Origin of the sequence: Sphingomonas sp. CCH21-G11, from assembly GCF_001555965.1 — a bacterium.
Taxonomy (GTDB): Bacteria; Pseudomonadota; Alphaproteobacteria; order Sphingomonadales; family Sphingomonadaceae; genus Sphingomonas.
In genome coordinates, this window is record NZ_LSHX01000059.1 from 1 (window position 1) to 13,285 (window position 13,285).

A 13,285-nucleotide genomic window follows, 5' to 3' on the forward strand; every position below is an offset into this window, starting at 1 on the left:
CGGAAGTGGTCTGCACCCCGGGGCCGTACATCGTGTTCTTCGAATGGGACAAGTCGGACATCACGCCTGAGGCAGCCGGCATCCTCGACAACGCGGTGTCGAACTATCAGTCGTGCGGCAATGCGCAGGTCATGCTGGCCGGCCACGCCGACAAGTCGGGTGCCGCGAGCTACAATGTCGGTCTGTCGCAGCGTCGCGCCGATGCGACCCGCGCTTATCTGAGCTCGCGTGGCATCCCGGATGGCGTGATCACGACCGAAGCGTTCGGCGAAAGCCGTCCGCGCGTGGACACCGCCGATGGCGTGCGTGAACTGCAGAACCGCCGGGTGGAAATCACCTACGGTCCGGGTTCGGGCATGTAATCAATCCGCAAGGGTTGAAACGAATTGGGGAGGTCGGGAAACCGGCCTCCCTTTTTCTTTCCGCCTCGCGACCGGCGTGATGTCCTTGCGCATGATGACTCTGCACGGAATCAACCTTCGTCTCCCCGGTCTTGTGCCGGGGTCCGCGGGGTGACACGCCACAACTGTCGAAGCTACGCGGCGCGGTGGACCCCGGCACGGGGCCGGGGTGGCGAGGAAGTCGTTAGAGCGCGCGTCGACCTAACTTCATCACGCCCTAGGTGGACGACCCCGCGCGCCGCGTCTTGCCGGGCTGAGTGATCTCACCCGCACATGAATGATCAGGACTCGCTCACCTCCGTCGGGTAAGGCCTGGCGAGTTTGATGCGGCCGAACCACCGGTCGCCGCTATCGACCTCGATCCCCTCCGGCGTCTCGTGCCGATGCGGCGGCGTGAGGAAATACCTCGCCGCGATGCGTGCGCCCAGCATCTTGAGCAACACGATGTCGCCGTCGATCCCCGTGACGACAGCGGCGCGATTGTCCTTCGCCAGCGCTACCGAATGCGCGGCGAAACCGGCCACCGCCTGCTCGGCCACCCGCATCGCAGCCGCTTCGTCGAGTGGATCGGGAATGCCAAGGCGCAAACCCCTCGCCATCGCCGCAAGCATCAGGATGGCGGCGAGCGAGCCGAGCAGCAGCGCGGCGTCCATCAACCTCGCGCAAGCTGATCGAGCAGCGGCTGTATGGGCGACAGGTCGTAGCCGGCCGCCGCAGCCAGATCGATGATCTCGGCGACCGGCGTGCCCTCGCGCGCGGCCGCCAGCCCCCAGAGATAGCAAGAGCGCGTGCCCGACCGGCAAAAGGCGAGTACCGGTCCATCGGCCTCCGCGCGGACGGCGATCATCGCCTCGACCTGCGGCAGCGAAAAGCCGGCATGCGTCACCGGGATCGCATGATAGCGCAGTCCCGCGGCCTCCGCGGCCGCGCGGATCGCGGCGGCATCGGGCTGACCCGGCTCCTCATCGTCCGGCCGGTTGTTGACGATGGCGCGGTAACCGAGCGCGGCGATCTGCACCAGATCGCCGACCTGCACCTGCGGCGCGACGGCTATCATAGGGTCGATCGGTCGGATCTGCATTCAATCCTCGAGAGCATGTTCGGCGAGCACGGCCTGAACCGTCGCGCTGCGCCGATACTTGAGTTCCAGACGCGCCCGTTTGCGCGCCAGACCTCTGCAACTCTGCGCGATCTTGCGCTCAAGTTCGCGGGCACGCGCGGCATCATAGGGCTCTTCGCCCCGAAAATGCGCGCAGCTCTCATGTTGCTCGACGAAACGGGTCACGTCGCGCGGCAACGGGTCCAGCGGGATCGCGAGCCAGAACGGAATCATGCGCCGGTGCGTATCACGTCGAGAAATGCCTGGCCATAAGCGTCGAGCTTGCGCGCGCCGACGCCACTGATCCGCCCCATCTCGGCCAGCGAGGCGGGCTTCTGCAACGCCATATCGCGCAGCACCGAATCGTGGAAGATGACATAGGGGGGCAGGGCGGCAGCCGCGGCGAGCTCGCGACGCTTGCTGCGCAGCGCCTCATAGAGCGGGTTGCCGACGGGCGCGGCGATTGCCCCGGCGCGGCCGCGGTCGGCGCGCAGGCGCTTGGGCGGAACGATGATCGCGACCTCGGCCTCGCCCTTCAGGATTGCGCGCGCGTCGCCCGCCAGCATCAGCCCGCCATGTTCGTTGGCGACCAGGCTGCCGCGGGCCTGCAATGCGCGCGCCACCGGCCGCAGCAGCGACGCCTCCGCGCCGTCGACGATGCCATGCACCGACAGGCGGTCGTGGCCCAGCCGCTCGATACGTTCATCGCGGCCGCCGACCAGCACCTTTTCGAGATGGCCGATGCCGAAGCTCTGTCCGGTGCGATAGGCCGCGGATAACAGCTTGCGCGCAAGCTCGGTCGCGTCGCGAACCGTCGGCGGGTTGAGGCAATGGTCGCAATTGCCGCACCGTTCGGGCGGGTCCTCGCCGAAATGCCTCAGCAACACGGCGCGTCGGCATCCCGGCGTTTCGACCAGCGTCACCAGCGCATCGAGGCGCGCGCGCTCGCCTGGGTGGCGTGCGGGTTCGACCTCGGCAATGCGCTGGCGCGCGCGGACGAAATCCTCCGCGCCCCATAACAGATGCGCGATCGCGGGATCGCCGTCCCGCCCGGCGCGGCCGGTTTCCTGATAATAGGATTCGATCGACTTGGGCAGCGCGGCGTGGATGACGAAGCGGACGTCGGGCTTGTCGATCCCCATGCCGAACGCGACGGTCGCGACGATGATCATGTCTTCGGATGCGACGAACGCCGACTGGTTGGACGCGCGCACCGCCGGTTCGAGCCCGGCATGATAGGGCAGCACCGGCCGCCCGGTCAGCGCCGCGATCTGGCCCGCGAGCTTTTCCACCCCGTTGCGCGTCGGGGCGTAGACAATGCCGGGGCCCTCGGTCGCGCGGACGATCTCGGCGATCTGGCGCGCCGCGGAATCGCGCGGCGAGATCGCATAATGGATGTTGGGTCGGTCGAACCCGGCCACGATCAACCCGTCGGCACCGATGCCGAGCTGGTCGAGGATGTCGGCGCGCGTATGCCGGTCCGCAGTGGCGGTCAGCGCCAGCCGCGGCACGTCGGGGAATGCATCCATCAGCGGGCGGAGCAGCCGGTAGTCGGGGCGGAAATCATGCCCCCATTCGCTGACGCAATGCGCCTCGTCGATCGCGAACAGGCTGAGCGGTGATTGATTGAGCAACTGACGAAAGCCGTCGCCCGACGCGCGCTCGGGCGCGACATAGAGCAGGTCGAGCGCGCCCGCGCGGAAGCGGTCGATCGTCTCCGCACGGTTGGTGTCGACCGATGTCAGCGCGGCCGCACGGATACCCAGCGCCTGCGCGGCACGGAGCTGGTCGTGCATCAGCGCGATCAGCGGCGAGATCACCACGCACGTTCCGGGCAGCATCACCGCCGGCAGCTGATAAGTGAGCGACTTGCCTGCCCCGGTCGGCATCACCGCCAGCGTCCGTACGCCCGCCAGCACGCGATCGATCACCTGCGCCTGCACGCCGCGAAACGCGCTGAAGCCGAAGGTCGATTGAAGGACGCGCAACGGATCGGACATTGCCGTCGCTATCCCGCGCGCGCCCGGATGCGGCAACCCCCTTTCCCGGTCGCGCGCGCCACTTTGTTGTGGACGGCGCGATGCCGGGTGTTCAGCGCGTGGCCATGCGCGCCGCGACGCTCCGGACGAAGGCGGCGGTCTCATCCGGCCGGGTGACGGGCAGCATGTGCCCGCCCGCGATCAGCTCGACCGTCGCCCCGGGCAGCTGCCCGGCGGCTTCCTCGCCGTGATAGATCGCGTCGAGCACCGCGTCGTCGCGGCCATAGAGGATCGCGACCGGCACCCCGATCTCGGCATAGCGCGGAGCGAGCGCGGCCATCTCGTCATGCGCGATGCTCAGTTCGAACGCGCCGGCACGATAGCTTTGCGGGCGCAGCGCCAGCGCACCGCCGCCGCGCGTCGCGAAATCGGCCGGCACCGGATCGGGGGCAAAGATCGCCTGCGCGGTCGCCGGACCGGTAAAGGTGCCCGCCGGTACCGCGAGCGTCCACGAGATCAGGCCACGCAGCGCCGCCGGGGCGGTAAGTGCGCGAAACACCGATGGCGGCGTGTCCTGTGGCCGGGCGAGTGGCGCCACCAGCGCCAGCGCGCCCACCCGATCCGGATGATGGACGGCCATCGCCAGCGCAACCGCACCGCCCAGCGAATGGCCCACGACCAACGGCCGCTCCAGACCCAGCGCACCGATCAGCACGGCGATCATGCCGGCCTGCGCGACGATGCCGGGTCGCGTGCTGCCGGTCAGCGTCGAATGCCCCCAGCCGGGCCGGTCGACACAGATGACGCGATGGTCGCGCGCCAGCCGCCCGGTCAGCGAATGGGTGAAATTGCGCAGCTGGCCCATCAGACCGTGGATCATCACGATCGGCGGGCCGCTGCCCTGGTCGGTATAGTGCAGCCGCGCGCCGGCGACGTCGATGAACCGTCCGTCCGTCGGCACCAGCTGCGTCGCGGTGCGCGCCGCCAGTGCCGACCACAGCGCCAGCCCGCCGCCGACCAGCCCGACTCCGGCCAGTCCGGTCCAGGCGGCGGTGCTTGCGCCGCGCGTCGACGTTCGATCGTTGGTCACTTCATCTCTCCTGGAATTGATCTCATTCGGCCGCCGCCAGCGCCTCCTCGCGCTCGGATGCCTGGCGGTTCCACATTTCGGCGTAGAGCCCGCCGCGCCGCAGCAGCTCGGCATGGGTCCCGCGCTCGGCGATCCGGCCCTGGTCGAGCACGACGATCTGGTCGGCATTGACGATCGTCGACAGCCGGTGGGCGATGACGATGGTCGTGCGCCCGCGCTCGATCGCCTCCAGCGTATCCTGGATCTCGGCCTCGGTCCGGCTGTCGAGCGCGCTGGTCGCCTCGTCGAGGATCAGGATCGGCGGGTTCTTGAGCAGCGTGCGCGCGATCGCCACGCGCTGCTTTTCCCCGCCTGAAAGTTTCAGGCCGCGCTCGCCGACGCGCGTGTCGTACCCGTCGGTCAGGCTGGCGATGAAGTCGCCGATCGCGGCACCGCGCGCCGCCGCCTCGACCTCGGCCTGATCCGCGCCCTCGCGGCCATAGGCGATGTTGTAACCGATCGTGTCGTTGAACAGCACGGTGTCCTGCGGCACGATGCCGATCGCCTGGCGCAGCGACGTCTGGGTCACCCGCGCGATATCCTGTCCGTCGATCGTCACCCGCCCGCCGGTCAGGTCGTAAAAACGGAACAGGATGCGCGCGAGCGTCGACTTGCCCGCGCCTGACGGCCCGACCACCGCCAGCGTGCTGCCCGCCGGGACGACCAGGTCGATGCCCTTCAGGATCAGGCGGTCGGGATTATAGCCGAAGGTCACCTGCTCGAACCGCACCTCGCCACTCGACACGCACAAGTCGGGCGCGCCCGGCACGTCGACGATCTCGGCCGGCGCGTCCACCAGGTCGAACATCGCGCCCATGTCGATCACCCCCTGACGGATGGTGCGATAGACCCAGCCCAGCATGTCGAGCGGGCGGAACAGTTGGCTCAGCAGGGTCGAGACGAGCACCACGTCACCCGCGCTGAACCGGCCGGTCGACCAGCCCCAGGCGACCATCGCCATGCCGAAACCCAGCATCGCGTTGGTGATCACCGACTGGCCGATGTTCAGCCAGGCGAGCGAGTTTTCCGACTTGGTCGCCGCGCTGGCATAGGCGGTCATCGCGCGCTCGTAGCGCGCGGCCTCGCGGGCTTCGGCGTTGAAATACTTGACCGTTTCGAAATTGAGCAGCGAATCGACCGCATGCGCGACCGCGCCGGTGTCCAGGTCGTTCATCCGCTCGCGCAGCTTGGCGCGCCAGTCGGTCACCCAGCGGGTGAACGCGATGTAGAAGACCACCATTCCCATCGTCGGCACGACCAGCCACCAGCCGAAGCGCGATCCGAAGATCTGCAGCACCAGCCCGAGCTCGAGGATTGTCGGCGCGATGTTGAACAACAGGAAATACAGCATCGTGTCGATGCTCTTGGTGCCGCGCTCGACCACCTTGGTGATTGCGCCGGTGCGCCGTTCCAGGTGAAAGCGCAGCGACAACTGGTGCAGGTGGCGGAACACGTTCGACGCCAGCCGCCGGGTCGCGTCCTGCCCGACGCGCTCGAACACCGCGTTGCGCAGATTGTCGAACATGACGGTGAACAGCCGGGCTGCGGCATAGCCGATCACCAGCAGCAGGACGAGCATCGCCGCCCCGCGATCGTCGGTCGACATGCGGTCGACCGCGCCCTTCAGCGCGAACGGCGCGGCATAGACCTGGATCAGCTTCGAAATCACCACGAACACCAGCGCGCCGACGATCCGCGCCTTCAGCGCCGGGGCGTCCCGCGGCCACAGATAGGGCAGGAAGCGGCGCATCGTCGGGATCAGCGGCCGTTCGCGGGCGGCGTCGGCGGAGCTGGCGGTATCGGGCGGCATTGCGGCTAAAGGTGGGGGGAAAGGCCGCGAGTTGCAATGCGGTCTGTCCAGTCCCGGGTCGATCGGGCCGTCACGGCTTCGGAACCGTTCGGCCCATCAGGCATTGGTCGGGGTGAAGGGAGTGTCCGCAATGGATCCGATCGTCTACATCCTCGCCGTCATGGGCTGTGCCGACGATGGCGCGCGGTGCCAGCAGGCGCGGATCGAGCCCGTGGTCTATCGGAGCATCGCGCAGTGCCAGGCGGCGATGCCCGCGGTGCTGCCGCGACACACCGACCTGGCCTATCCGATGCTCTCGGGCGCGTGCCAGCAGCGCTCCGAACGCCAGGCGCAGATCGAGGTCGCGCGCGCCTCGCGCGGCTGATCGGCGCGGCGGGTCTGCGCTTGCCCACCGCTTGATTTTGCGGGATGCTGCCCCGGTCGGCTGAGCGGGGGACGGCATGGCACGCAGGATCATCGGGACGATCATCGGCATCCTGGTTTTCGGACTGGCGACGACGCTGGTCCAGTTGCTTGGCCACATGCTCTACCCGCCGCCGCCGGGCGTCGACATGCGCAACGCCGCCGAAGTCGCGCGGATCGCGGCATCGATTCCGGTCCCGGCAAAGCTGATCGTGCTGCTGGCCTATCTGGTGGGCGGCGCGGCGGGCGCGTTCGCCGCGCTCAGGCTGTCGCGCTGGTCGCCATCGGCGTGGATCGTGCTCGCGCTGGCATGGGCCGGCAATGTGCTCAACCTGATGGCGATCCCGCATCCCTTGTGGATGGCGGTCGGGTCCTTCATTGCGCCGCTGATCGGGGTTCTCCTGGCGCAGCGGCTGGCGCGCACCGGCTAGCGCATTTCAAGTCAGGTGGAATCATCTGACGACTCGGAAAATGCGTTAACAGAACAACTTAGAGCGCTCGATCCGATACAATCGGATCGGGAACCGCTCTTGGTGGTCAGCCGCCGGGCCGGCGCGGCCGGGTCCACAGCCCGGGCGGGCGCTGCGTCCCGGCAAACCGCCGCCGCCCCAGCGCCATTGCATAGGCGCGCACCACCCAGCCCAGCTTCTCCCGGCCCGACGTGAACACCCGCCGGTCCCACGCGCTGGCGCCCCGCCGCGCCACCTCGCGCGCGATATCGCCATAGATGCCCGCCGCAGCCAGCACCGCCCAGGCGGATCGCAGCCTCAGCCGGGGCGTGCCGCCGCGTGCGCTCAACTCATATTGCTGGGCGCGTGTCGTCAGCCGTCCGGCCAGCGCCACCAGCGCGTCCCGATGTGAAGGGGCCATGACGTCACGCTCGGGAATGCCGAACTCCGCCAGCCACTCGGCGGGCAGGTAGCAGCGACCCGCCCCCGCATCCTCGCCGATGTCGCGCGCGATGTTGGCGAGCTGAAACGCCAGCCCCAGGTCGCACGCGCGGTCGAGCGTCGCCTCGTCCCGCGGGTTCACCCCCATCACCACCGCCATCATGCAGCCGACGACGCCGGCGACATGATAGCAATAGCGCATCAGGTCGTCCTCGCTCTGCGGCCGCCAGTCGGCGGCGTCGAGCGCGAAGCCGGCGATCAGGTCGCGCGCCATCGCGTGGGGCAGGCCGGTCTCCGCCGCGACGATGCGCAGCGCGTCGAACGCCACGTCGCCGACGACTTCGCCCGCCAGCGCCAGCTCGGTTCGCTCAGTAATCAGCGCCAGCCGCGCCGCCGGGTCCGCCACTCGCGTCATGCCGTGGCCCATATCCTGCCCGTCGGCCAGGTCGTCGCACGCCCGGCACCAGGCATAGAGCAGCCAGGCCCGCTCGCGCGTCGGCCGGTCGAACAGCTTGCTCGCCACCGCAAAGCTGCGCGATCCGCGCGCGATCGTCTCGCCCGCGCTCGCGACGATCGCGTCGCGGCTGGGAAGGGCGGGCGCGCTCAAAGCTGCGCGCTGGTCATCCGCACGATCGGGGTGTGCGGGCGATAGGCGCGCATCCGATCGATCAGCCGGTCCAGGTCATCGTCGACGATCAGGATGTCGCGATGCTGCGGGCGCAGAAATCCGACCTCGGCCATCCGGTCGACGAACGCGATCAGCGGATCGTAATAGCCCGCGACGTTGAGCAAGCCCACGGGATCGCTGTGATAGCCGAGCTGCGACCAGCTCATCGCCTCCCACAATTCATCCATCGTGCCGGTGCCGCCGGGCAGCGTCAGGAACCCGTCGGACAGGTCGGTGAAGCGCTGCTTGCGCTCATGCATCGTCTGCACGACTTCCAGCCGGGTGAGCCCGCGATGCGCGACTTCGGCATCGACCAGCGCCTGCGGGATGATACCGATCACCTCGCCGCCCGCCGCCAGCGCCGCGTCCGCGATCGCCCCCATCAACCCCAGCCGCCCGCCGCCATAAACGACGGTGATGCCGCGCTCGGCCAACGCCCGCCCGATCGCGCGCGCGGTCTCCAGATAAACGGGATCGGCAGGCGTCGCTGACCCGCAATAGACCGCCAGCGCCTTCATCGCGCCGTCTCCGATGTGCGGAAGGGGGCCGGGGGGTGGGAAATCCATTCGTCAGTCATGCCCCGCTCATGCCCACCCCCAGCTCTGCCCGCAAGCGGAAGGGGATAAGAAGATGCGCGCCGTCCCTCTCCCTCCCGGGCGCGGGAGGGGCTAGGGGGTGGGACAGCGCAAAGCGCCGCCGCTCCGCCATGCATCCCGCGCCTGCCCCACACCTCGTTGGTTTCGAGCGAAGTCGAGAAACCGTTGCAAGCGCACAGACATACGTTTCTCAACTGCGCCCGCGATGAACGGGGACGGAACACAAGATCGCAAACTCATAAGCAGCCGCGTTCGGCATAAGCGCTCGGCGGCCGGAATTGGGAGAAGGCGGATATTGGCGGAGCGCGGTCGACGTGGCATGATTTGGGCATGTCTGATTGGAACGTTGTGGATCTTCCGTCTGTGTTTTGCAGAGTCGTTCGGACTTACGACGCTGGTGGAAACGAGATCATCGACGACGGCGAGTGGCACCGCATAGTCTCAGAGGCGCATTACTTCCTCGCCGAGTTTTTGGCCCGCAAGTCGCTCATACGTGACGGTATCGACATATCCCGCCGACCTGACTTGGTCATCCGGCATAGTGAGCTTACGAAACAAGGTAAGGCGTTCGATAAGGCACTTGAAATAGACAGGTGGATGAAGTCGCTCGACAGGGCCCAACCCGGTTCGCCAATCACGTCTGAAGGACTTGAGCGCCGGTGGCGGAGGTTCGTGAAGCGCACAATTCAGTAAGACGGATGTCTGCCTGTGGGTCGGTAGCCGACAGGCGGTTTCTAAGAGACTCTCGCCTCAGAAGGTCCCGTCCCACCCCACTCCCTACAACAAATCCTCCAGCATCAACCCCGCCGTTGCCTTCGCACTCCCAACCACGCCCGGAATCCCCGCGCCCGGATGCGTGCCCGCGCCGACAAAGTACAGGTTGGGAATATGGTCGTCGCGGTTGTGGGCGCGGAAATACGCGCTTTGCGTCAGCACCGGCTCGAGGCTGAACGCGCCGTCCCTCCGCGACATGTGCCTATGACCTAAGGCACCGGACGTGGAAGAGCGGCGTAATCGCGCGATATCAGCATCTTTGCTTCATGCTTGATTGCATCCCTTGCTACCGACATTCGGACCTGTTCAGTCTCCATTCCGGCCGGCAAGTTTGTCATCGGACGTCCACCCATTCGCGCGACAACCTCAGTTGCCGCCTCGCTTAGCAGGCTTTCGCATTCACTGACGATCTGAGTTGCCCGATCAACACTGATCGCGTCTCGCTTCCCGATTAGATCAGCCTTCGAACGGACACACGAAAGATATGTTCCCCTTGCCGAGGTAGCCTCGACCGGACTCTCGCTCGTGGTTATGTCCGTGCCTTCTTCATAAGCTTTTTTGTTCAGTATCTCGGTGCCATTGCCGCGCGGCTCGGATGGAGACTGGCCGCAGCCGACTAGAAGCAAGCCTGCCCACAATACCCTCAACAGAGCCTCCGTCGACTTTAACACGGCTACGGCCCGCATCATGCGCGGCATTTGCAGGTTCAGAAAGGGGTTGGTAGCCGGCAGGTCGCTGTCGTGAGTCTTCTACACAGATAATCGGAGCCCGAGGTGGGCGGCGCTCCGCTCACCCCTACCGCAAATCCTCCAGCATCAGCCCCGCCGTCGCCTTGGCACTGCCCACCACGCCCGGAATCCCCGCGCCCGGATGCGTGCCCGCGCCGACGAAATACAGGTTGGGGATATGGTCGTCGCGGTTGTGCGCGCGGAAGTACGCGCTTTGCGTCAGTACCGGCTCGAGGCTGAACGCGCTGCCCAGATGCGCGGACAGGTCGTTCGCGAAATCGGTCGGCATATAGCTGAACTTGGTGACGATCCGCTCGTGGATGTCGGGGATCAGCCGCCGGCCGATCTCGTCCAGGATGCGCTTTTCATATTCCGGCCCGATCGCGTCCCAGTCGGCGGGAAACTTGCCCATGTGCGGCACCGGGGCGAGCGCATAGAAGGTCGAGCAGCCCTCGGGCGCCATCGACGGATCGGTGACGGTCGGATGGTGCAAATACAGGCTGAAATCCTGCGCCAGCACGCCATGGTCATAGATGTCGGCCAGCAGCCCCTGATAGCGCGGGCCGAACAGGATGCTGTGGTGCGGAATGCCCGGCCACGTCCCCTTGATGCCGAAATGGACGACGAACAGCGACGGCGAAAACCGCTTGTTCATCATCTTGGTCGCGGTGCGCTGGGCGCTGCGTGATCCGCGCAGCAGGTCGCGATAGCTGTGCACCAGGTCGCCGTTGCTGGCGACCGCGTCGACATCCATGTGAAAGCCGTCGCGGGTGGTCAGGCCCGTCACCCGGTCGCCCAGCGTCTCGATGTCGATCACCGGATCATTGAGGCGCACCTTGCCGCCCAGCCGCTCGAAATGCTTGATCATGCCGGCGATCAGCTTGTTGGTGCCGCCCATCGCGAACCACACCCCGCCGTCGCGCTCCAGCTTGTGGATCAGCGCATAGACCGAGCTGGTCTTCATCGGATCGCCGCCGACCAGTAGCGTGTGGAACGACAGCGCCTGGCGCAGCTTCTCGTTCTTCACGAAGCTCGCGACGATCGAATAGACTGACCGCCACGCCTGGTGCTTGGCCAGCGCCGGTGCCGCCTTCAGCATCGACTTGAAGTCGAGGAAGGGGACGTGCCCCAGCTTGACATAGCCTTCCTCATAGACCCCGGCCGAATACTCCAGGAACTTGGCGTATCCGGCCACGTCCTCGGGATTGAGCTTGGCGATCTCGGCGCGCAGCTCGGCGTCCATGTTCGAATAGTCGAAATTGGTGCCGTCGGGCCAGTTGAGCCGGTAAAAGGGCGATACCGGCACCAGGTTGACATCCTCGGCCAGGTCGTGGCCGGACAGCGCCCACAGCTCCTGCAGCGTGTCGGGCGCGGTGATGACGGTCGGCCCGGCATCGAACACGAAGCCGTCCTTCTCCCAGTGATAGGCGCGCCCGCCCGGCTTGTCGCGCGCTTCGATGACCGTGGTGTCAATGCCTGCGGACTGCAGCCGGATCGCGAGCGCCAGCCCGCCAAACCCTGCGCCGATGACGGCAACCGTCTTCACCTTGCATTCTCCCATAAGACCCGGATCGCGCGCGTGATCGGCACCGGCGGCTTGCCGGTCAGCACGCGGGCGCGGTCCAACATCGTCGATTGTCCGGCATAGAAGCGGGCGATCAGCCCCGCGTCCAGCCGATAGAAACGCTCCAGCACCCGATAGCGGTCGTCGGGATCGGCGGCGCGGAACAGCATCGTCGTCAGCATCCGATAGAACCCACGTGCCCGCCACGTGTCGGCCGCGTGATCGTGGAGCAGCGTGTGCAGCGCCGCGCCCGACAGGTCGCGCGCCGCCGCCACCCGCACCGCCGCGCGCACCGCGTCGGGCAGCGAATAGCCGGTCAGCGGGTGGAACAGCCCGGCGCGCATCCCGCCCTTGGCCACGCCCGCGCCGCCCGATCGCCAATAGGCTTCGAAATCGCCGCCCATCGCGACCGGCAGCACGCCGGTTTCCTGACGCCCGACCCGCTCGACCTGCCATCCGCGCGCGGCGGCATAGTCGGCGATGCGGCGCGAGGCCGGATCGTCATTCGCGCGACCGGTCGGCCGGGCCAGATCGGGCGTGTCGCTGTAATAGGTGTCCTCGACGAACATCCGGTCGGCCGCGAACGGCAGGCAATAGACGAAGCGATAGCCGTCGATCTGCGGCACGGTCGCGTCCATCACCATCGGGTCGGGCGCATTATGGGGTGCGGCCAGGTGCAGCTCCTGCCCCACGAACTTCTGATAGCCTAGGTCGAGGTGGCGGATATCGCCGATCCCGCGGCAATCGATCACCCCGCCCGCGTCGATCCGCGTACCGTCGGCCAGCGTCACATGGCCCGACCCCACTTCGGTCACATCGGCGTTCAGCACGATCGACCCCTCGGGCAACGCCGCGCGGACAATGGGGTCCAGCCGGTGCGATTCGATGCTGTAATAGGGCGCGGTCAAATGGCGGCGATGCGCGGGAAAGGCGACCTCGTACTTGGTCCAGCCGTGACTGACCAGCGGCGCAACCAGCCAGCGATCGGCGTCGGCAATGTCGCTGGCAAAGAACGACCACAGGTGATTGCCGCCGATCCGGTCGCTGCGCTCGATCAGGCGGATCGAGACATCCGGCCGCTTGCGCGCCAGCGCCATTGCGAACAGCGCCCCGGCCAGGCCGCCGCCGACGATCGCGACATCACAAGTGGCATGGTCCGGCATTCTCCAGCGCCTAGCGGATCGCCCATCCGCGCGAAAGCCCCGGTCTTTGGGCTAGGCGGGGGTGGGGGCGATCAGCAATGCAG

At 67.2% G+C, this 13,285-nt stretch carries 13 protein-coding genes and 1 pseudogene; 3 read left to right on the forward strand and 11 right to left on the reverse strand.

Annotated elements, in window-relative coordinates; all coding sequences use genetic code 11:
• Positions 1 to 362: OmpA family protein (locus AX676_RS16880; RefSeq protein WP_156441234.1), on the forward strand; the 362-nt coding region annotated here is incomplete at its 5' end.
• A gap of 320 nt (positions 363 to 682) precedes the next feature.
• Here AX676_RS16880 and AX676_RS16885 read toward each other — a convergent pair.
• The 6 genes from AX676_RS16885 to AX676_RS16910 form a co-directional block, all read right to left on the reverse strand.
• On the reverse strand, positions 683 to 1,054 hold the full coding sequence (locus tag AX676_RS16885) for a hypothetical protein (protein ID WP_066482310.1): 372 nt from the start codon (positions 1,052 to 1,054) through the stop codon (positions 683 to 685).
• Positions 1,054 to 1,482 carry a TIGR01244 family sulfur transferase gene (locus tag AX676_RS16890; protein WP_066482307.1) on the reverse strand — a complete coding sequence of 143 codons (429 nt, stop codon included), beginning with the start codon at positions 1,480 to 1,482 and terminating at the stop codon, positions 1,054 to 1,056. The genes AX676_RS16885 and AX676_RS16890 overlap by 1 nt, the downstream gene beginning before the upstream one ends.
• Complete coding sequence (locus tag AX676_RS16895) at positions 1,483 to 1,734, reverse strand: hypothetical protein (protein ID WP_066482305.1); 252 nt, start codon at positions 1,732 to 1,734, stop codon at positions 1,483 to 1,485. It abuts the gene before it with no gap.
• Positions 1,731 to 3,500 carry a DNA helicase RecQ gene (recQ, locus tag AX676_RS16900; RefSeq protein WP_066482303.1) on the reverse strand — a complete coding sequence of 590 codons (1,770 nt, stop codon included), beginning with the start codon at positions 3,498 to 3,500 and terminating at the stop codon, positions 1,731 to 1,733. The genes AX676_RS16895 and recQ overlap by 4 nt, the downstream gene beginning before the upstream one ends.
• A 91-nt stretch (positions 3,501 to 3,591) precedes the next feature.
• On the reverse strand, positions 3,592 to 4,569 hold the full coding sequence (locus AX676_RS16905; protein ID WP_231726212.1) for an alpha/beta fold hydrolase: 978 nt from the start codon (positions 4,567 to 4,569) through the stop codon (positions 3,592 to 3,594).
• A 22-nt stretch (positions 4,570 to 4,591) separates the two neighbouring features.
• Positions 4,592 to 6,418: an ABCB family ABC transporter ATP-binding protein/permease gene (locus AX676_RS16910; RefSeq protein WP_066482300.1), complete on the reverse strand. Its 1,827-nt coding sequence runs from the start codon at positions 6,416 to 6,418 to the stop codon at positions 4,592 to 4,594.
• A gap of 130 nt (positions 6,419 to 6,548) precedes the next feature.
• Here AX676_RS16910 and AX676_RS16915 point away from each other — a divergent pair, with 130 nt between their 5' ends.
• Positions 6,549 to 6,782: a hypothetical protein gene (locus AX676_RS16915; RefSeq protein WP_066482298.1), complete on the forward strand. Its 234-nt coding sequence runs from the start codon at positions 6,549 to 6,551 to the stop codon at positions 6,780 to 6,782.
• A gap of 76 nt (positions 6,783 to 6,858) precedes the next feature.
• Positions 6,859 to 7,251: a hypothetical protein gene (locus AX676_RS16920; RefSeq protein ID WP_066482295.1), complete on the forward strand. Its 393-nt coding sequence runs from the start codon at positions 6,859 to 6,861 to the stop codon at positions 7,249 to 7,251.
• Positions 7,252 to 7,357: 106 nt separating this feature from the next.
• On the opposite strand, the gene AX676_RS16925 is transcribed toward AX676_RS16920, so the two are convergent.
• The 5 genes and pseudogenes from AX676_RS16925 to crtY all read right to left on the reverse strand — a co-directional run bounded on the left by AX676_RS16925 (position 7,358) and on the right by crtY (position 13,202).
• Positions 7,358 to 8,317, reverse strand: a complete 960-nt coding sequence (locus tag AX676_RS16925) for a phytoene/squalene synthase family protein (RefSeq protein ID WP_066482293.1) — start codon at positions 8,315 to 8,317, stop codon at positions 7,358 to 7,360.
• Positions 8,314 to 8,895: a TIGR00730 family Rossman fold protein gene (locus AX676_RS16930; protein WP_066482290.1), complete on the reverse strand. Its 582-nt coding sequence runs from the start codon at positions 8,893 to 8,895 to the stop codon at positions 8,314 to 8,316. The genes AX676_RS16925 and AX676_RS16930 overlap by 4 nt, the downstream gene beginning before the upstream one ends.
• An 855-nt stretch (positions 8,896 to 9,750) precedes the next feature.
• Positions 9,751 to 9,927, reverse strand: a pseudogene (locus tag AX676_RS16940) (FAD-dependent oxidoreductase); the annotation flags it as partial.
• Positions 9,928 to 10,542: 615 nt separating this feature from the next.
• Complete coding sequence (locus AX676_RS16945) at positions 10,543 to 12,021, reverse strand: phytoene desaturase (protein ID WP_231726214.1); 1,479 nt, start codon at positions 12,019 to 12,021, stop codon at positions 10,543 to 10,545.
• Complete coding sequence (crtY, locus tag AX676_RS16950; RefSeq protein ID WP_066482282.1) at positions 12,018 to 13,202, reverse strand: lycopene beta-cyclase CrtY; 1,185 nt, start codon at positions 13,200 to 13,202, stop codon at positions 12,018 to 12,020. Before crtY ends, AX676_RS16945 begins: the two co-directional genes overlap by 4 nt.
• Positions 13,203 to 13,285: the final 83 nt, after the last annotated feature.